Annotated in this window: 20 protein-coding genes and 1 riboswitch; of the genes, 6 read left to right on the plus strand and 14 right to left on the minus strand. The window is 40.9% G+C overall.

Annotated elements, in window-relative coordinates; all coding sequences use genetic code 11:
• Positions 1–214 precede the first annotated feature (214 nt).
• Positions 215–310: riboswitch (purine riboswitch) on the plus strand.
• Between the two features lie 129 nt (positions 311–439).
• Positions 440–1,021, plus strand: a complete 582-nt coding sequence (locus tag QM959_RS08840; protein ID WP_414372746.1) for a xanthine phosphoribosyltransferase — start codon at positions 440–442, stop codon at positions 1,019–1,021.
• The gene (locus QM959_RS08845; RefSeq protein WP_125386837.1) at positions 1,021–2,283 is read left to right on the plus strand and encodes a nucleobase:cation symporter-2 family protein; all 1,263 of its coding nucleotides are present in this window, start codon (positions 1,021–1,023) and stop codon (positions 2,281–2,283) included. Before QM959_RS08840 ends, QM959_RS08845 begins: the two co-directional genes overlap by 1 nt.
• A 32-nt stretch (positions 2,284–2,315) precedes the next feature.
• Here QM959_RS08845 and QM959_RS08850 read toward each other — a convergent pair whose 3' ends face one another.
• From QM959_RS08850 to QM959_RS08860, 3 genes are all read right to left on the minus strand, one after another.
• Positions 2,316–2,720 carry a PaaI family thioesterase gene (locus QM959_RS08850; protein ID WP_414372748.1) on the minus strand — a complete coding sequence of 135 codons (405 nt, stop codon included), beginning with the start codon at positions 2,718–2,720 and terminating at the stop codon, positions 2,316–2,318.
• 69 nt (positions 2,721–2,789) lie between these two features.
• The gene (locus tag QM959_RS08855; RefSeq protein WP_414372750.1) at positions 2,790–4,271 is read right to left on the minus strand and encodes a UDP-glucose--hexose-1-phosphate uridylyltransferase; all 1,482 of its coding nucleotides are present in this window, start codon (positions 4,269–4,271) and stop codon (positions 2,790–2,792) included.
• 18 nt (positions 4,272–4,289) lie between these two features.
• On the minus strand, positions 4,290–5,468 hold the full coding sequence (locus tag QM959_RS08860; RefSeq protein ID WP_414372764.1) for a galactokinase: 1,179 nt from the start codon (positions 5,466–5,468) through the stop codon (positions 4,290–4,292).
• 316 nt (positions 5,469–5,784) lie between these two features.
• On the opposite strand from QM959_RS08860, the gene galR reads away from it, so the two are divergent.
• Positions 5,785–6,786, plus strand: a complete 1,002-nt coding sequence (gene galR / locus QM959_RS08865) for a DNA-binding transcriptional regulator GalR (protein ID WP_414372751.1) — start codon at positions 5,785–5,787, stop codon at positions 6,784–6,786.
• Positions 6,787–6,853: 67 nt separating this feature from the next.
• On the opposite strand, the gene QM959_RS08870 is transcribed toward galR, so the two are convergent.
• From QM959_RS08870 to QM959_RS08880, 3 genes are all read right to left on the minus strand, one after another.
• A complete protein-coding gene (locus QM959_RS08870; protein ID WP_414372753.1) occupies positions 6,854–7,891 on the minus strand; it encodes a zinc-binding dehydrogenase in 1,038 nt (345 codons plus the stop codon).
• Positions 7,892–8,245: a stress response transcriptional regulator NmlR gene (gene nmlR / locus QM959_RS08875; protein ID WP_414372755.1), complete on the minus strand. Its 354-nt coding sequence runs from the start codon at positions 8,243–8,245 to the stop codon at positions 7,892–7,894.
• A 331-nt stretch (positions 8,246–8,576) separates the two neighbouring features.
• The gene (locus QM959_RS08880; protein WP_414372757.1) at positions 8,577–9,467 is read right to left on the minus strand and encodes a cation diffusion facilitator family transporter; all 891 of its coding nucleotides are present in this window, start codon (positions 9,465–9,467) and stop codon (positions 8,577–8,579) included.
• 132 nt (positions 9,468–9,599) lie between these two features.
• Here QM959_RS08880 and QM959_RS08885 point away from each other — a divergent pair, with 132 nt between their 5' ends.
• Positions 9,600–10,136: a TetR/AcrR family transcriptional regulator gene (locus QM959_RS08885; RefSeq protein ID WP_414372765.1), complete on the plus strand. Its 537-nt coding sequence runs from the start codon at positions 9,600–9,602 to the stop codon at positions 10,134–10,136.
• Positions 10,137–10,165: 29 nt separating this feature from the next.
• On the opposite strand, the gene QM959_RS08890 is transcribed toward QM959_RS08885, so the two are convergent.
• The 8 genes from QM959_RS08890 to QM959_RS08925 all read right to left on the minus strand — a co-directional run bounded on the left by QM959_RS08890 (position 10,166) and on the right by QM959_RS08925 (position 16,641).
• A complete protein-coding gene (locus QM959_RS08890; protein ID WP_414372759.1) occupies positions 10,166–10,423 on the minus strand; it encodes a hypothetical protein in 258 nt (85 codons plus the stop codon).
• A gap of 76 nt (positions 10,424–10,499) precedes the next feature.
• Positions 10,500–11,306 (minus strand): nicotinamide riboside transporter PnuC, encoded by an 807-nt coding sequence (gene pnuC, locus QM959_RS08895; RefSeq protein WP_414372767.1) that lies wholly within the window; start codon positions 11,304–11,306, stop codon positions 10,500–10,502.
• Between the two features lie 271 nt (positions 11,307–11,577).
• The gene (locus tag QM959_RS08900; RefSeq protein WP_414372761.1) at positions 11,578–11,748 is read right to left on the minus strand and encodes a hypothetical protein; all 171 of its coding nucleotides are present in this window, start codon (positions 11,746–11,748) and stop codon (positions 11,578–11,580) included.
• An 88-nt stretch (positions 11,749–11,836) separates the two neighbouring features.
• Entirely contained in the window at positions 11,837–13,357 is a 1,521-nt protein-coding gene (locus tag QM959_RS08905; RefSeq protein WP_247934854.1) for an ABC transporter permease/substrate-binding protein, read from the minus strand.
• Positions 13,350–14,078: an ABC transporter ATP-binding protein gene (locus QM959_RS08910; RefSeq protein ID WP_247934853.1), complete on the minus strand. Its 729-nt coding sequence runs from the start codon at positions 14,076–14,078 to the stop codon at positions 13,350–13,352. The genes QM959_RS08905 and QM959_RS08910 overlap by 8 nt, the downstream gene beginning before the upstream one ends.
• A gap of 14 nt (positions 14,079–14,092) precedes the next feature.
• Positions 14,093–14,857 (minus strand): nuclear transport factor 2 family protein, encoded by a 765-nt coding sequence (locus tag QM959_RS08915; RefSeq protein ID WP_247934852.1) that lies wholly within the window; start codon positions 14,855–14,857, stop codon positions 14,093–14,095.
• A gap of 3 nt (positions 14,858–14,860) precedes the next feature.
• Positions 14,861–15,304, minus strand: a complete 444-nt coding sequence (locus QM959_RS08920; RefSeq protein WP_247934851.1) for a MarR family transcriptional regulator — start codon at positions 15,302–15,304, stop codon at positions 14,861–14,863.
• A gap of 143 nt (positions 15,305–15,447) precedes the next feature.
• Entirely contained in the window at positions 15,448–16,641 is a 1,194-nt protein-coding gene (locus QM959_RS08925) for an O-antigen ligase family protein (protein WP_247934850.1), read from the minus strand.
• A gap of 284 nt (positions 16,642–16,925) precedes the next feature.
• Between QM959_RS08925 and birA the strand changes: the two genes are divergently transcribed.
• Positions 16,926–17,861 (plus strand): bifunctional biotin--[acetyl-CoA-carboxylase] ligase/biotin operon repressor BirA, encoded by a 936-nt coding sequence (gene birA / locus QM959_RS08930; protein WP_247934849.1) that lies wholly within the window; start codon positions 16,926–16,928, stop codon positions 17,859–17,861.
• 159 nt (positions 17,862–18,020) lie between these two features.
• Positions 18,021–18,149, plus strand: coding sequence for a hypothetical protein (locus tag QM959_RS08935; protein WP_414372769.1), 129 nt, complete (start codon positions 18,021–18,023; stop codon positions 18,147–18,149).
• The last annotated feature ends 78 nt before the right edge of the window (positions 18,150–18,227 follow it).

Below are 18,227 nucleotides of genomic sequence, written 5' to 3' on the forward strand. Positions count from 1 at the left end.
TTTATGTTTTGTCATAGTAGACCTCATTTCTAACTCAAACGTCTCATACTTAATTCCACCATAAAAATCCGTTTTAGACTAACTTCCACTTTGGTCAGACAAGTGGAAGTTACTTTGAGAAGTTACCGTTCGCTTTTTTTATCTAAATCCTAACAAAACATTTGATTTCTAAAGTTATTTAGTGTAAAATAAAAACATTGGCTCAAGCCTGTTTAAAATTAAATATCATTTTACTTGTTTATGTCGTGAATTGGCACGACGTTTCTACAAGGTGCCGGAACACCTAACAATAAGTAAGTTAGCAGTGAGGTATGGTCGTTTTTACCATGCCTATTTTGGGGACTTACTTAGAGATTAAGTAGGTCCTTTTTCTATCAGTTTTACTGGATAGAAATCTGGAACAAGAAAATGGATTGGCTTTTATACTTTAGGAGGTCTTATGAAATTATTAGAAGAGCGCATCCTCAAGGATGGGCATATCTTGGGTGACAACATCCTCAAGGTGGATTCTTTTTTAACCCACCAAGTTGACTTTAACTTGATGAGAGAGATTGGTAAGGTTTTTTCGGAAAAATTCGCGTCTGCTGGAATTACCAAGGTCGTAACCATTGAAGCGTCAGGTATTGCCCCAGCCGTTTTTACAGCTGAAGCCTTAGATGTTCCCATGATTTTCGCCAAAAAAGCTAAAAACATCACCATGAACGAAGGTATCTTAACTGCTGAAGTATACTCCTTCACCAAGCAAGTGACCAGCACCGTTTCTATCGCTGGAAAATTCCTCTCACCAGATGATAAGGTCTTAATCATCGATGATTTTCTTGCCAATGGACAAGCTGCCAAAGGCTTGATTCAAATCATCGAACAGGCCGGTGCCAAAGTCGAAGCCATCGGTATTGTGATTGAAAAATCCTTCCAAGATGGTCGTGATTTGCTTGAAAAAGCAGGCTACCCTGTACTATCACTCGCTCGTTTGGATCGTTTTGAAAATGGTCAGGTCGTATTTAAGGAGGCAGATCTCTAATGCAAACTCAAGAAAAACATTCGCAAGCAGCCATTCTTGGCTTGCAACACTTACTAGCCATGTACTCAGGATCTATTCTGGTTCCTATCATGATTGCGACAGCCCTTGGCTATTCAGCTGAGCAGTTGACCTACCTGATTTCTACAGATATCTTCATGTGTGGAGTGGCAACCTTCCTTCAACTCCAACTCAACAAATACTTTGGTATTGGACTTCCAGTCGTTCTCGGAGTTGCCTTCCAGTCGGTCGCTCCCTTGATTATGATTGGGCAAAGCCATGGCAGTGGTGCTATGTTTGGTGCCCTTATCGCATCAGGGATTTACGTGGTTCTTGTTTCAGGAATCTTCTCAAAAGTGGCCAATCTCTTCCCATCTATCGTAACAGGATCTGTTATTACCACGATTGGTTTAACCTTGATCCCTGTCGCTATTGGAAATATGGGAAATAACGTTCCAGAGCCAACTGGTCAAAGTCTCTTGCTTGCTGCTATTACTGTTTTGATTATTCTCTTGATTAACATCTTTACCAAAGGATTTATCAAGTCTATCTCTATTTTGATTGGTCTGGTTGTTGGAACTGCCATTGCTGCTAGCATGGGCTTGGTTGACTTCTCTCCTGTTGCAGCAGCACCACTTGTCCATGTCCCAACTCCACTCTACTTTGGGATGCCAACTTTTGAAATCTCATCTATTGTCATGATGTGTATCATCGCAACGGTTTCTATGGTTGAGTCAACTGGTGTTTATCTGGCCTTGTCTGATATCACAAAGGATCCAATCGACAGCACGCGCCTGCGTAACGGTTACCGCGCAGAAGGTTTGGCCGTACTTCTCGGAGGAATCTTTAACACCTTCCCTTACACAGGATTTTCACAAAACGTTGGCTTGGTTAAATTATCAGGTATCAAGACTCGCCTACCAATCTACTACGCAGCTGGTTTCCTGGTTCTCCTTGGACTTCTTCCTAAGTTTGGCGCCCTTGCCCAAATCATTCCGAGCCCTGTCCTCGGTGGTGCCATGCTGGTGATGTTTGGTTTTGTATCGATTCAAGGAATGCAAATCCTCGCTCGTGTTGACTTTGCTAACAATGAACACAACTTCCTTATTGCAGCAGTTTCAATCGCTGCAGGTGTCGGACTCAACAATAGTAATCTATTTGTCAGCATGCCGACAGCCTTCCAAATGTTCTTCTCAAACGGAATCGTCGTAGCCAGCCTACTCGCCATTGTCCTCAATGCCGTGTTAAATCATAAAAAGAAATAAGAAAAAGAGGTGCGAGCCTCTTTTTTCTTTATCTATATCCTCACCTGTCTGTCTTCTGACCGTTGGCCTGTGACAAACATGGTAAAGGTTGCCTTGCAGACATTTCTGCCTTCTTGATTGGTGATATCGACATCCACTACACAGGTTGTGCGACCTTGATGGACACATTCTCCTTTAATGGTCAGCACATCATCAAGTTTTCCTGCTTTGAGGTAGTTGATAGAAGATTGGAGTGTCACTCCATCAAGTCCCAGAGATATGACCACCAAACCACTAATCTGGTCACAAAGAGTAAAGAGATAGCCACCATGGGCATTGCCATAGTAGTTGAGCGACGAGTTCACTACTTTGGTTGTCACCACAACGTGACCATCTCTCATTTTTTCAATTTCGTAGTTTTCAAAGGCAGCTATAGCGTCAAAGTGAAAATCTTTCATACTTTCCTCCTGATGTTTCAAACGACACTATGATACTACTTTTCAAGATTCTGTGCAAGGGAGAAGCCCTTATTCGGGTAAAATCCCAACCTGCTCGACAAAGCGCATAAAGGCCTCTTGTCCTTCTACAGTTTGCTTGTATACCCCAGCATCTTCCAATACCCGAGCAAAGATTTTACCGACAGACTCTTGGACAATCTCAAGGGCTTGGACTTTGTCAGTCAATCCAGGATGGGATTCTTTCAATTCATCTGTCCATTCTTGGTGATAATCTGCGACTGCAACATTCTCTCCGACTAGGTAAGCTGCTACTTGCTCCACTTCTTCCTTCAAGCGTGGTGGCAAGATGGCCAAGCCCATAACCTCAATCAAGCCAATATTTTCCTTCTTGATATGTTGGACATCTTTATGAGGATGATAGATGCCATCTGGATGCTCTGCTGAGGTTTGATTGTCTCGCAAGACCAAATCCAACTCAAACTGCCCATCTCGTTTTCGGGCTATCGGAGTAATGGTATGGTGTGGTGTCCCGTCGCTTTCTGCCAAGACCTGCACACTCGGATCTGAGTATTGACGCCAAGCCAATAAGATTTTATCTGCTAGTTCCGTCAAATCATCTGCTGAATCTGAAGTTAGTCGAATTACAGACATAGGCCATTGAACGATTCCTGCTTTGACAGTTTCAAAACCTTTAAATGTAAAGCTCTTCTGTAAAGGCGCTACTTCCATTGGAAAGACATGTCGCCCACCTTGATAATGATCATGGGTCAGGATAGAGCCACCCACGATTGGCAGATCAGCATTCGACCCAGCAAAATAGCCTGGAAACTGATCTACAATAGCCAACAGACGTTCAAAACTCTGACGACTAATAGCCATGGGACGATGCTGACCATCTAAGAAAATACAATGCTCATTAAAGTAAGCATAGGGCGAATACTGGAATCCCCACTCCTGACCCGCTATTTCAAAACGGATGATACGGTGATTGCTACGAGCTGGGTGGTTAACTCGACCATGATAGCCCTCATTCTCTAGACAAAGCTGACACTGAGGATAATTGCTGGCTTGTACCAACTTGGCTGCCGCAATCTCTTTCGGATCCTTCTCAGGCTTAGAGAGATTGATGGTAATCTCAAGCTCTCCGTAGTCAGATGGAACACGATAAGCGATATTTTTAGCAATGGCCTTGAGTTTAATGTAGTCATTTTTCTGACTGAGTTGGTAAAAATCCTCTATCGCCTGTTCTGGTGACTGGGCATAGGTATCCCAAAAGTCACGATTAACCTGACTTGGACAAGGGGTTACCAAGTCCATGAGGTCAGCACCGAGAATCTCACGCGCAGCCTGACTATCTTCAATCGTTGCTAATCGAACCGCTTCCTCAACAAGCTGATCTTTTAAGTCAATCAAGTTATCCTGGTCAGTCTCAACGTCAAAAATTCCTTCACCAACCAAAGCCAAAACACGATTGGTCAGATAAATCCGATCCAACTCTTCAAAGCTACTTTCTGCAATGACTTTGCTCACAAATTTTTCTAATAAGGTCACTAGATAACCTCCTTCTGACTATTCAAGAACGTGAGTTCCACCTGCAACTTCAGCGATATAGAAGCTTGGAGCGTAACCAACGATTTCTTCATAGTGTTTGCCAACAGCTTCTTTAAAGGATTCAACTGCATCTTTTTGAACCAAGGCAATAGCACAACCACCAAAACCTGCTCCTGTCATACGAGCACCAAGAACACCTTTTTGAGCCCAAGCTGTATGAACAAGGGTATCCAATTCCAAGCCAGTCACTTCATAGTCATGTTCCAAAGAAACATGAGATGCATTCATCAAACGACCAAATTTTTCCAAATCTCCCGCTTGAAGAGCTGCTTGTGCTTTAAGGGTACGTTGGTTTTCAAGAACGGCATGGCGAGCACGTTTCAAACGATTTGCGTCTTTGATCAGGTAGCTGTATTCATCAAAAGCCCATTCATCCAATTCGCCTAAAGTCTGGATATCCAAGGCAACTTGAAGTTCTTCTACCGCTTTTTCACATTCAGCACGGCGTTCATTATATTTAGAATCTGCTAGTTCACGGCGTTTGTTGGTATTCATGATAACAACAACATTGTCTTTCAAATCAAGAGGAACCAAGTCGTATTCTAACGTATTAGTATCTAGGTAAATAGCACGTTGGTCTGCACCCATACCGATAGCAAATTGGTCCATGATACCAGAGTTAACGCCGATAAAGTTATTCTCTGTCAATTTCCCGATTTTTACTAAATCTAGACGGTCCAATTTTAGGTCAAAGAGGTATTCTGCCACGACACCAGTCAAAAGCTCCAAGGATGCTGAAGAAGACAAGCCCGAACCATTTGGGATATTCCCAAAGACATAGAAATCAAAACCTTTGTCAATCACATGCCCAGCTTCTTGCAAGAAATGAAGAACGCCTTTTGGATAGTTGGTCCAGTTGTGCTCTTTCTCAAACTTAAGGTCAGCTAGAGGAACTTCGATAATGCCTTTGTCCTCAAAGTTTGCTGAGTAGAAACGCAAAACTTGGTCATCACGCTTACGTGCAGCTCCATATGTTCCTAATGAAATAGCTGCTGGGAAAACATGGCCACCGTTGTAGTCAGTATGCTCCCCAATCAAGTTGATACGGCCTGGCGAGAAGAAGGTTTGGTCTGCTTCTTGACCAAAAACAGCAAGAAAGTCCTTGCGAAGTGCATCAGCAGTAAGATGTTGTGTCATATGAATTCTCCTTTGACTGTTCGTTAAGTCATACTCTTCGAAAATCTCTTCAAACCACGTCAGCTTCAGCTTGCCGTATGTATGGTTACTGACTTCGTCAGTTTCATCTGCAACCTCAAAGCTGTGCTTTGAGCAACCTGCGGCTAGCTTCCTAGTTTGCTTTTTGATTTTCATTGAGTATCATCTTAACGTGTAATCGTTTTCTTCTATTGTATCCAAGGGATTTCCCAAGGTCAATCCTTTTTACTAAACTTTTACTAAACTATCAGTAAAAAGCAGAAAAATATGATATACTAAGCTAAAAGAAGGAGGTTTTATGGCTACCTTAAAAGACATTGCACAGCTAGCCTCTGTCTCTATCGCGACCGTATCCCGTGTCCTCAACCGCGACCAGAGCCTATCTGTTACAGAAGAAACCAGACACCGTATTTTAACGGTTGCTGAAGAGTTGGGCTACACCAAGCACCTCAAGACAGGCGAGTCCCACAAACCCAAGCAAAAGATTGCCATTATCCAATGGGTCAGCGAACAAGGGGAGCTGGATGACCTCTACTACTACCAAATTCGCCTAGGCATAGAAAAAAGAGCCCAAGAACTGGACTATGATATCTTGCGCTATTTTAATGACCATCCTTTTACCCTAAGTGAGGAAGTGATTGGGATTCTTTGCATCGGAAAGTTCAGTCGAGCTCAGATTTCTGCCTTCGAAGAATACCAAAAGCCTCTTGTATTTCTAGACAGCGATACACTGTCCCTGGGGCATACCTGCATTATCACGGATTTTTACACTGCCATGAAACAGGTTGTCGATTATTTCCTCAGCCAAGGAATGGACCGTATCGGAATTCTAACAGGCCTTGAGGAAACAACTGACCAAGAAGAAATCATTCAGGACAAGCGACTTGAAAACTTCAGAAACTATAGTCAAACAAAGGGAATCTATCGTGATGAACTGGTCTTTCAAGGAAGCTTTACTGCCCAGTCTGGCTATGACTTGATGAAGGAGGCCATTCAGAGCTTTGGAGACCAACTCCCACCAGCACTTTTTGCCGCTAGTGATAGCCTTGCAATCGGTGCCCTCCGTGCGCTCCAAGAAGCTGGAATCAGTCTACCAGATTGCGTTAGCCTTATTTCCTTTAACGACACTAGCCTGACCAAGCAGGTCTATCCTCCCCTCTCCAGCATCACCGTCTATACTGAAGAAATGGGCCGGGCAGGTATGGATATTCTTAATAAGGAAGTACTCCACGGTCGCAAAATCCCTAGCCTGACCATGCTGGGAACCAGACTGACTCTGAGAGAAAGTACTCTGCCATAACCCAACTAATATAATAAGACCAAAAATCCTAATAGAGATTCTCAAATCTCCATTAGGATTTTCTTTTCTATTCAATCACAATCATAGCTTTAACGGTCTTACGTTCATCCATATCTTTGTAGGCTTGGTCGATATCTTCCAATTTATAACTTGAAGTAAAGACGCGACCTGGATTGATATCACCATCAAGGACGGCTTTTAGTAAAAATTGCTTATCGTAGGTTGTGACAGAAGCTGGGCCACCACCGATTATTGTATTTTGACCAAAGGTTGAGCCAATGGCTCGATTTTCATAGTGCGGTACACCAACAAATCCCATGCGCCCTCCATTATGGAGAACCCCCAGTGCTTGATCAATCGCTGCTTCTGTTCCAACACATTCAAGTGCTGCGTCTGCTCCTCCTCCGAGGATTTCACGCACCTTGGCAATACCTTCTTGCCCACGTTCCGCAACAACAGCTGTCGCACCTGACTCTAGAGCCATCTTTTGACGATCTTCATGACGACTCATAAGGATAATTTGTGACGCACCACGCATCTTCGCCGCGATGACAGCACATTGACCAACAGCCCCATCACCGATAACAACAACCTTGTCCCCTTTTTGAACATTTGCAACATGCGCCGCATGATAGCCTGTCGGCATGACATCTGCAAGAGTCAAGAGGGACTTTAGCATACCTTCGCTATAATCTGAAGGTTGTCCTGGGATTTTAACCAGCGCCCAGTTGGCATAGTGGAAACGGATATATTCCGCCTGGAAATCGCCCCCCAAGTTATTACCAATATGATTGTCGCAAGAGCCGTCAAATCCTGCAAGACAGGCATCACACTCACCACATCCATGTGTAAAGGGGACGATGACAAAGTCACCTGGTTTCACCGTCGTAATGGCTTCCCCAGTTTCTTCGACAATCCCAATCGCTTCGTGTCCACTATTTTTGTGTCCAGCTTTCGTTTCTGGATTACGATACCTCCATAAATCTGAACCACAAACGCACGCACGAACCACACGAATAATCACATCATCCGCTTCTATTATTTGCGGACGCTCAATTGTAGCAAGTCCAACCTGACCTGCCTTTGTATATACTGCTGATTTCATTTAAAATTTTCCTTCCTTATAAAGTTTAATTTTGAGATTTAAACGATTTAAAGCCGCCTGTAACTGAGACAAGCGCTCCTCTAATTTTTGCTTTTCTTCTTCTAAAATACCAAGCCTCTCCTCTCTCGTTTCATCCCCTTTTTGGTAGAGCGACATATAGTCAACTAAACTGTCTACAGAGACACCCGCCGAACGAAAACACTTAATAAATTCCAGTGCTTCGATATCCTGATCTTGAAAATCACGAATTCCAGTTACAGTTCGAGTAATCGGTGGCACAAGACCAACCCGTTCATAATACCGAATCGTATCCGCTGAAATTCCCAACAAATCACTGGCAGATTTAATATTCATAGACTAACCTCCTCCCATTTCATTCACTGAGTTTAAGCTAATATAACCCACTTATTTTATTATATAACTTGAAGTTCACTCCAAGTCAAGCATTTTGCATCTAAACGAAAAAATTTTTCATTATCAGTTCTCTTATTAGCATACCTTTTCATCAATCAAAAAAAGGTTGGGAAAAGCGTCTTTCAAATCAGATATCAAAGAAGCTAGGCAAAAAGTCTATAAAAGCAAAAAACGCATAGTATCAGGTATTGAAAATCCTTGATACTATACGTTTTTTTGCGTGAAGATTTACTTCATTGTCTCTTGAAATTGAGTTTTTCCCATACTTTTTCTAGTGTTGATGCCCATGGGACTGCTCTATGGCTGTTACCCTCCGTTTATGTTGCGCATGATTGCTTTGACTGGCGTCCACTTCGATGGTAATATTCTGAATTCCTCTTTCTTCTAAGAGCTGACGTACTTGATTCTTTGTTTCCAGCATCTGCTCCCAATCTTCTAAACAGAGATGGATAATGGCGTTATTTTCCAAACCATCCATGGACCAAATGCTAAGTTGATTGACACTTTTGACATTGATCAGAGCCTCCAAATCCTTCTCCAAATCCCCTGTCTCTACTCCTTCTGGCACAGCATCCAAGAAAATCTTGAGTGCACTCCAAAAGCGAGGAATGGCTTTTGTTAGAATGAAGATAGAAATGACAAGAGATAAGAGTGGATCAAGGATATACCAATCTGTAAATTTGAGGATAATCGCCATTAGAATGACAGCCAACCAACCAAGAGTATCTTCCAAAAAGTGCAAGCTCAAAATTGACTCGTTCTTTGTCTTTCCCTTACGAACTACTAGACTAGCTAGCAGATTGATACTTACTGCAATGATTCCTAGCCAGAGAATGCCTTCATCATTAACGGGCTGTGGATTAAAAAGTTTCGTTATATTTTCCAAAATCACTAGGATGGATCCTGTGATAAGAATCACAGCAGTCACCAGGGCCCCTAAAAGACTAAATCGTTTGTAACCCAAGGTGTACTGCCTATCTTCTTCTCGATTTGAGATTGTTTCCAAAAAGGCCGATATGCCAATGGCTATAGCATCTCCCAAGTCATGGACAGAATCAGCAAGAACAGCACTCGAACCAAAGATTCCTCCAGCGATAAACTCAACAATAGCATAGCTTAAATTTAAGAAAAAAGCTACCCAAACAGTATATTTTACCTTCATCTTTCTCATTCCTTTGTTATAATAGATTTATGAACACCTTGTTCATTATCATTATCCACTAAAACTCAACGAAAGGATAGAAGCAAAATGTCAGCTTTATTCCGTTCTGAACAATTTGCCTCAAGTGTCCATATGACTAACATTGACCGCCGTATCAGCAAAACAAAAAAAGCCATCTATCAAGCTTTTCTACAACTTTTAAACGATAAAGGATACGAAGCCACTACAGTTCAGGATATCATTGATCTCGCAGATGTGGGACGTTCCACCTTTTACTGTCACTATGAGAGCAAGGAACTACTTCTGGACGAGCTTTGTCGCTACCTCTTCCATCACCTCTTTGAAAGAGAACAATCCGTTTCTACCGAGGATTATCTCGCCCACCTCTTTCTGCATTTTCAGAAAAACCAAGACCATATCACTAGTCTGCTATTTTCCAAAAATGACTACTTCCTCCGTCAACTACACAAGGAACTCGAACACCATGTTTACCCCATGGTAGCGGAGGATTTTCAAGAGGCCTATCCGAACATACCAGCCTCCTACCTCAAACATTTTGTAGTAACCAATTTTATCGAAACACTGATCTGGTGGCTCAAAAAAGGACAAAACTTTACAGACCATGAAGTTATCCAGTTTTATCTAGACCTTCTCATTCCTAAAAATTGAATACAGAGTATAGCTCGGTTGCCTTATTTCTAGGCTACTGAGTTTTTTATCTTTTCAACAACAAAAGAGGATTCGCCAATCCTCTTTTTCATAATATAATACTCTTCGAAAATCTCTTCAAACCACGTCAACGTCGCCTTGCCGTAGGTATGGTTACTGACTTCGTCAGTTTTATCCACAACCTCAAAACCATGTTTTGAGCTGACTTCGTCAGTTCTATCTGCAACCTCAAAATAGTGTTTTGAGCAACCTGCGGCTAGTTTCCTAGTTTGCTCTTTGTTTTTCATTGAGTGTAAAATCCTTGATTATCAACTCTATCTTTTTTAATCAAAATCTCAAAACAGCACTTTCAAAGATCTTTTCCTAGTTAGGTAAGTCAGTATTCTGCTTAGCAGCCTTGCTCCATTGATACCAACCAACTAGACTGTTAATGAGATAAATTAGATATTTCCCTTGAATTTGCAGGCTTTCTCCCCACCAGAGATAGATTGAAAAGACATTGGTAGCCGCCCAGAATATCCACTGTTCACGGTAAACAGCTGTCATGAGAATTTGTCCTACCCCATTGGTCGTATCTGTGATTGAATCACGATAGGGACGATTAGCACCAATAGACTGATAAATGAAACCAAAGGCCAACCACCAAAGTACACTGATGGAAAGATACTTTGTCCAGCCCTTGCTGTCCAGTTTACGAGCGACAAACTCCTGCTTTTCCTTCTTAAACTGTGCCTGATAAATCCAAACTAAAAGTCCAATTGGCTGCATGACTGTGAAGTAAAGTGTCGTCAGCACCTCACCATAAAAGCCTTTTTGTAGGGCCAAAATAAGGTAAATAACAGAGTTAATCAAGCCAAAAAGATAATTACTTGCTCGACCTTCCGATACAAAGATAACACAGATAATCCCAGTCAGGCTACAAATCATCCCAATCCAGTCAACAATACGGTGTTCATAAACCAACTCTAGCCAGAGTGGAAAACTTCCTAAAACCAGCAAATAAAGCCACTGAGCAAAACTGCGATGGGCAAAGAGGTCATTCCAAATTGCCTTCATAGTTCCTGAAAATCCTAAATCAGCCATAGCCTCAACCATACGACGGTAACCACCTGACATTTCACCTAGAGTTGTTTTGATATTTTCAATTTTCTTTTGCAAATAAGTATGCATCATTTCTCCTTTTGTTTTTAAAGAGCCGTGTCTGGATAGACTTTCGGACGCAACGCTCTATTAGATAATGAACTGTCTATACACAAGATTTCTAACCTTAGTCGACATGAGCTGAAAATCCTTATTTGTTAAGTAGTTCACAACACATTATACACCTATCTTATGAATAGTCAAGTGTATTTACAGTAAAATTTTAGAAAATCATGAAAATTTTCTCTTTCTTTCCATTTTTAATGACATTCAATAACTTCAATACTCTTCGAAAATCTCTTCAAACCACGTCAGATTCGCCTTGCCGTAGGTATAGGTAACTGACTTCGTCAGTTTCATCTACAACCTCAAAACCATGTTTTGAGCTGACTTCGTCAGTTTTATCTGCAATCTCAAAGCTGTGCTTTGAGCAACCTGCGGCTAGCTTCCTAGTTTGCTCTTTGATTTTCATTGAGTATAACATCAAAAAAGCCCAGACAACATTATCTGAGCATTCTTCTCTATAGTCGTTTAAAAAAGTTGAGTTAAGTATTTTCAAGCTATTTCTTCAACAAACCTTCTTCTTGTAAAAATTCCTTGGCTACTTGTTCTGCTGGCTTGCCTTCAACACCCACTTGATAGTTAAGCTGGCTCATCTGACTTTCTGTAATCTTACCAGCCAATTTATTAAGAACAGCTTCCAACTCTGGATGTTTCTTGAGAAGAGCTTCATTCATCAGTGGAGCCCCCTGATAAGGTGGGAAGAGCTGCTTGTCATCTTCCAAGACCTGTAAATCATAACGCTCCAATTCCGCATCAGTCGAATAGGCATCCGTGATTTGAATATCACCTGACTGAATTGCCTGGTAGCGAAGGGCTGGCTCCATGGTTGCTACATTGAGATTGAGACCATACATTGATTGCAATCCCTTATTGCCATCTTCACGGTCGTTAAACTCGAGTGTAAAACCGGCCTTCAACTGCCCTTCTGCTTTTTTCAAGTCCGAAATGCTCTTCAAGCCATATTCTTGAGCAATCTTTTTCGGAACAGCTACAGCATAAGTATTTTGATATGACATGGGTTTAAGATAGGCTAGATGATCCTGCTTGGCAATACCATCACGCGCCACTTGATAAACCTGCTCTGGCTCATGACTCACCTTGGGTGATGGTTGAAGCAAACTTTCAGTCACCGTGCCAGTAAATTCAGGATAGATGTCAATATCGCCTTTTTTCAGAGCTTCATAGAGAAAGCTTGTCTTTCCAAAATTCGGTTTAACAGTAGCAGTCATACTGGTATTTTCTTCAATCAACAACTTATACATATTGGCCAAAATTTCTGGTTCTGGACCCAATTTCCCAGCAATAATCAAGTTTTCCTTCTCTTTTTGAGCCAAGAGGGCTGGACTATAAGACAGACCCAGCAATACCGTCACCAAGGCAAAACCAGAGAAAATCGTCCGCAATTTCGCTTTTTCCATAACTTTTAGTAGGAAGTTAAAGGCAATAGCCAGCACTGCAGAAGAAAGTGCCCCAATCAAAATCAAACTAGCATTATTACGGTCAATCCCCAAAAGGATAAAGGAACCTAGTCCCCCTGCACCAATCAAGGCAGCCAAGGTTGCTGTACCGATAATCAAGACAGCTGCTGTCCGAATTCCAGACATGATAATAGGCATAGCAAGTGGAATTTCAAACTTCTTGAGACGCTCCCATCTGGTCATCCCAAAAGCAATCCCAGCCTCTTGCAGGTTCGGATCAATTCCCTTCAGCCCAGTGATGGTATTTTGCAAAATCGGGAAAATCGCATAAATCACTAGAGCTGTCAAAGCTGGTAAAGTTCCAATTCCCATCAAGGGGATAAAGAGCCCCAACAAGGCCAGAGACGGGATGGTCTGGAAAATCCCTGCAATCTGCAAGGCCCAGTCCGCCAACTTCTCATGATAGCGAAGATAAACAGCCAAGGGAATCGCAAGCAAAATAGCTAGTAACAAGGTCAAAAGTGACAACTGCAAATGTTGAGATAGGGCTGTCAACCAATCACTAAAACGATCCTGAAAAGTTGCAATTAAATTAGTCATGAACACTACCTCCAAATAAATCTGCAACAAAGTCTGTGGCAGGAGTTTTTAAAATGGTTTCGGGATTCGCCACCTGACGAATCTCTCCATCCTGCAAAACAGCAATACGGTCCGCCAACTTCAAGGCCTCATCCGTATCGTGGGTTACAAAAATCGTTGTCATCCCAGACTCTTTATGCAATTCTTTAGTCAGAACCTGCAACTGTTTTCTCGAAATAGCATCCAAGGCTGAAAAGGGTTCATCCATGAGGAGAATCTTTGGCTGGCCAATCATAGCACGGACAATACCAACTCGCTGCTGTTCTCCACCAGATAATTCACTCGGAAGTCGATGCCCATACTCAGCTACTGGTAAGCCAACCTTAGCCAAAAACTCTTCTGTTTTACGAGCAATTTCTTCCTTACTCCACCCCTTCATTTCAGGAATCAGGGCAATGTTTTCCGCAACTGTTAGATTTGGAAAGAGGGCAATAGCCTGTAAAACATAACCAGTAGAAAGACGAAGTTCTCGCTCATCATAATCTTTGATGCGCTTGCCATCCATATAAATATTTCCATCAGTTGGTTCCAAGAGACGGTTGATCATCTTAAGCATGGTTGTCTTACCGGATCCAGAAGGCCCAACTAAAACCATAAACTCCCCATTCTCAATCCGTAAATTAACATCTCTCAAGACATCTTTTTCTGTATAACGTAAAGCTACATTTTTGTATTCAATCATTCTGTATCCTCAATTTAAAACTTGCCTCGATTGGTCAAGTCTTCTACCTTAGGCATAACTTCCTTATTGTCCCAATGCTCCACAATTTTCCCGTCTTCTAGACGGAAGATATCGTACTGGGCATAAGCAACTCCATCAATCTGAGTCTGACCATAGCTAACCACATAGTTTCCTTGTCCTAATAGTTGGAAAACAAAGTCAAAAGTGACATCATGCTCAGTAACATAGTTTTTATAAGCATCACTTCCTTGGCCAATCTCATGATGATGCTGAATCAAATCGTCCGCTACATAATCACTCCACTGCTCTAGCTCCCCATTTTGGAAAATTTCTGTCAAGAAACGACGAACAGTTTTTTTATTTTCTGCTTTTTTATCCACATCCTTGATTTCAAAATCGCCAAAGATTTGGTCTAACTGCCCATTTTCTGGAGTGCGATAGTAGTCAATGACATCCCAATGCTCCACGGTACGACCATTCTCATCCGAACGGAAAGTATCCGTTGTCACCCATTGAGCTTCCCCACCATTCAGATATTGATGAACATGAACAAAGACCAGATTGCCATCCTCAATAGTGCGGACAATCTTAATCTGACGCTCTGGATGGCGCTCGAAGAAATTCGCAAAGAAAGCTGCAAATCCTTCTTTCCCATCAGGCACACCTGTCGAATGTTGGATATAGGTATCCCCTACAGACTGGGCTTGAGCCTCAGCAACTCGTCCGTCTTGAATAGCATGAATGTATAGGTTGTGAGCATTTTCAACTTGTTTTGACATATTCTAATCCTCATTTCCCTGCTCTTTCAGATTAGCCAAAATTCTTTCTTGAAAACCTTCATACTGACAAATTTCTTCCTCTGAAAATCCTTTGTAAAAGATAGTATCCAATTTCTGACTGACACGATGCCCCACTTCTTTCTGAGACTTCCCCAGCTCTGTTAAAACCAAATACTTCTTACGTTTGTCTTCTCCACATGGGCTAACAGTTACAAGATTTTGCTCCTCTAACTTTTTTATCATAGTCGTCAACGTATTATTAGCAAACCCAGTCGCCAAAGCAATGTCTGTTGCAGTTGCACAGCCCGTCTCACTATTCCATAAAACTGCTAAAATCTTGCCCTGCTCACTCCTATAAAGAGCTTTAGGATCTTGCCTCAGTAACTTTTGAAAAATCCGCCCATTCAACAAACGAATATGATGGGCTACCAAATGATTATCTTTCATGACACCTCCAATTTATTTCTATACCGAAATGAATAAACATATTGTAACACTCATTGTTCCATCTGTCAACTATTTCGATTTAGAAATAATTTTTCCCAGTAAAAAATCTCCCACCTCAGGTAGAAGATTTTAATCTTATAAACTTAATCCGTCATGTCCGAGACCAACGTTCGACGCTCCAACGGAATACTGCACATAACTAACAAGAAAATGAAGCCTGACTGGATCCAGAAGAGGGCCAAGTCAAAGATTCCGTGTACAGCAACCACTGTAAGGAAAGATAGATAAAGACCGATAATCGGACGTTTCCCCGACTCCTGACTCATATCCATCATCAAGCGAACAGGAGCAACAGAAGATAAAACTAATAAAATAGTTCCCACAATTCCGTAACTCAGAATCGTATCAATATAAAGGCTGTGAGCATGTTCATGATAAGGAGCATGTATCCGAGGATAAGAGTGCATATAGCTCAATGGCCCTTCACCCCAAAAAGGATTTTGCTTAAACAAGGCCATCCCAGCATCCCAGATAGAAATGCGTTCTTCCATAGAAGAATCTAAAGTCCCCATCCGAACTCCCAAATCACTAGAAAAGAGGAAACTCAAGCCAATCGCGAAGACTCCAATACTAAGCCAAAAGGCCTTCCAATTTTTAATGGTCGTAAAGAGATAAATAATTGCTCCAGCGATAATAGCAGGAAAGGCAGTTCGATTTTGAGTAAAGTTCAATCCAAAGAGATTCACAAAGCCTGCAATCACACAGAATACCTTCAACCAATTCAACTTGGTCGTTGTAAACAGATAGAAGGCAATCATAATACAGAAACAACAAATAATTCCATAATAATTAGGATTAAAGAAGGTCACTTCTGCACGATTCTGATGCCATACCTGCATATTGGGTGAAAGAAAAGCATAGTTGAATTTCTTCACAATTTGGAAATGTTCTAAACTCGCAAAAGCAGCTGATAATACGCTACCAAACAAGACGAGCTGCAAAATCAATCGAAAGAATTTATGTGATAAAATCGACTGATAGTGTAAAAAGAAAACAGTAAATAGAAAAATTCCTACTGAAGCCACAAGACCCATCCAATTTTGTGCAAAAGTGGATATAACAGTACTATAGCCAAGAAAAAGAAGCAGCATCGGATGCTCCCCCATTTTCTGAAGAATACTTTTCATGTCTCCTGTAAAAATCAAACTGATAATATATAAACAGAATACAACTACAAAAAGATAAAAGGGTAAAAAGATACTCAGGATAATTCCCAACAAAATCAGCTCTTTACTAGACAACCCTTTCAGCTTTTCAATAAAGCCTATTGATTTCAAAATGAATCCTTTCTCTCCAAATCAACTGATTCAGATAATAGTAAGCTATCCTATATTGTACCACTTTTTGAGCAATTTGAAAACAAAGGCAAACGTTTACTAGGTAAAAAAGGGAGCAAAAATACTGAGATTTCAAAACTCAAGCTTAATGATTGCATTTACTCTAAGAAAATCATGCCGTAAATACTAGGCATATGTTAAAATGGTAGTAATAAATTATAGATTAAGTGCAACTATCCAGACTAGATTCAAATCATATACTATTCATAAAGAAAGGCAACACTATGAAATCCTACCAAGCTGTCTACCAAATCCTATCTAAAGAAACCGACTATATTAGCGGAGAAAAGATAGCAGAAGAACTATCCCTAAGCCGAACATCAATTTGGAAAGCTATCAAGCGGCTAGAACAAGAAGGCATTGAAATTGATAGTATCAAAAACAAAGGCTATAAAATATTAAATGGTGACCTTATTCTTCCAGATATACTAGAAGAAAATCTTCCAATTAAGGTCAGTTTTAAACCCGAAACAAAATCAACACAGTTGGATGCAAAAGAAGCAATTGATTTAGGGAATGAGACGAACACTCTCTACCTAGCTTCATATCAAACCGCAGGACGAGGTCGTTTTCAACGTTCTTTCTACTCACCACAAGGTGGCATTTATATGACACTCCATCTTAAACCCAATCTCCCCTATGATAAATTACCATCCTACACACTACTTGTAGCAGGAGCTGTCTACAAGGCCATTAAGAACCTAACTTTAATAGATGTCGACATAAAATGGGTCAATGATATCTACCTAAACAATCATAAAATTGGAGGAATCCTTACTGAGGCAATGACCTCTATAGAAACTGGCTTAGTCACAGATATCATTATTGGAGTAGGAATCAACTTTACTATTAAAGACTTCCCCCAGGAATTAAAAGAAAAAGCTGCTAGCTTATTTAAAGCACCAGCTCCTATAACAAGAAATGAATTAATTATAGAAATATGGCGTGCTTTCTTCGAAACACCAGCAGATGAGTTATTATACCTATATAAAAAACAGTCATTTGTTCTAGGAAAAGAAGTTACTTTTACACTAGATCAAAAAGACTACAAGGGACTTGCTAAAGATATCTCTGAAAGTGGAAAACTTTTAGTTCAATGTGATAACGGAAAAGAAATTTGGATAAATAGCGGAGAAATTTCACTCAAGGCTTGGAAGTAATAGCAAAGTTGTACAACAAAAATAAACTATATAAAACGATTCTATACTATTTATAGTGGGTAAATCCCCTATGGATATTATGGAGCCTATTTTAGTGTAGAAAAAAGTCCCATAAGATCTATAATGAAAAGCAACCAAACCATCATTAGAAAGATTCATATGGAACAATTACATTTTATCACAAAACTGCTCGATATCAAAGACCCTAATATCCAAATTATGGATATCGTTAATAGGGAGGTAACTTCTCAAAGTAACTTCCACTTGTCTAACCAAAGTGGAAGTTAGTCTAAAACGGATTTTTATGGTGGAATTAAGTATGAGACGTTTGAGTTAGAAATGAGGTCTACTATGACAAAACATAAA

Origin of the sequence: Streptococcus mitis, from assembly GCF_047459985.1 — a bacterium.
In the GTDB taxonomy this organism is placed as follows: Bacteria; Bacillota; Bacilli; order Lactobacillales; family Streptococcaceae; genus Streptococcus; species Streptococcus mitis_DZ.

What these genes read in the sequence shown, in the direction of transcription:
- QM959_RS08850 (WP_414372748.1), bottom strand. Translation starts at nt 2,720, where the DNA reads ATGAAAGATTTTCACTTTGACGCTATAGCTGCCTTTGAAAACTACGAA.
- QM959_RS08935 (WP_414372769.1), top strand. Translation starts at nt 18,021, where the DNA reads ATGGAACAATTACATTTTATCACAAAACTGCTCGATATCAAAGACCCT.
- QM959_RS08885 (WP_414372765.1), top strand. Translation starts at nt 9,600, where the DNA reads ATGACTAACATTGACCGCCGTATCAGCAAAACAAAAAAAGCCATCTAT.
- QM959_RS08860 (WP_414372764.1), bottom strand. Translation starts at nt 5,468, where the DNA reads ATGACACAACATCTTACTGCTGATGCACTTCGCAAGGACTTTCTTGCT.
- galR (WP_414372751.1), top strand. Translation starts at nt 5,785, where the DNA reads ATGGCTACCTTAAAAGACATTGCACAGCTAGCCTCTGTCTCTATCGCG.
- QM959_RS08915 (WP_247934852.1), bottom strand. Translation starts at nt 14,857, where the DNA reads ATGTCAAAACAAGTTGAAAATGCTCACAACCTATACATTCATGCTATT.
- QM959_RS08920 (WP_247934851.1), bottom strand. Translation starts at nt 15,304, where the DNA reads ATGAAAGATAATCATTTGGTAGCCCATCATATTCGTTTGTTGAATGGG.
- QM959_RS08845 (WP_125386837.1), top strand. Translation starts at nt 1,021, where the DNA reads ATGCAAACTCAAGAAAAACATTCGCAAGCAGCCATTCTTGGCTTGCAA.
- nmlR (WP_414372755.1), bottom strand. Translation starts at nt 8,245, where the DNA reads ATGAATATTAAATCTGCCAGTGATTTGTTGGGAATTTCAGCGGATACG.
- QM959_RS08890 (WP_414372759.1), bottom strand. Translation starts at nt 10,423, where the DNA reads ATGAAAAACAAAGAGCAAACTAGGAAACTAGCCGCAGGTTGCTCAAAA.
- QM959_RS08880 (WP_414372757.1), bottom strand. Translation starts at nt 9,467, where the DNA reads ATGAAGGTAAAATATACTGTTTGGGTAGCTTTTTTCTTAAATTTAAGC.
- birA (WP_247934849.1), top strand. Translation starts at nt 16,926, where the DNA reads ATGAAATCCTACCAAGCTGTCTACCAAATCCTATCTAAAGAAACCGAC.
- QM959_RS08905 (WP_247934854.1), bottom strand. Translation starts at nt 13,357, where the DNA reads ATGACTAATTTAATTGCAACTTTTCAGGATCGTTTTAGTGATTGGTTG.
- QM959_RS08900 (WP_414372761.1), bottom strand. Translation starts at nt 11,748, where the DNA reads ATGAAAATCAAAGAGCAAACTAGGAAGCTAGCCGCAGGTTGCTCAAAG.
- pnuC (WP_414372767.1), bottom strand. Translation starts at nt 11,306, where the DNA reads ATGCATACTTATTTGCAAAAGAAAATTGAAAATATCAAAACAACTCTA.
- QM959_RS08910 (WP_247934853.1), bottom strand. Translation starts at nt 14,078, where the DNA reads ATGATTGAATACAAAAATGTAGCTTTACGTTATACAGAAAAAGATGTC.
- QM959_RS08870 (WP_414372753.1), bottom strand. Translation starts at nt 7,891, where the DNA reads ATGAAATCAGCAGTATATACAAAGGCAGGTCAGGTTGGACTTGCTACA.
- QM959_RS08840 (WP_414372746.1), top strand. Translation starts at nt 440, where the DNA reads ATGAAATTATTAGAAGAGCGCATCCTCAAGGATGGGCATATCTTGGGT.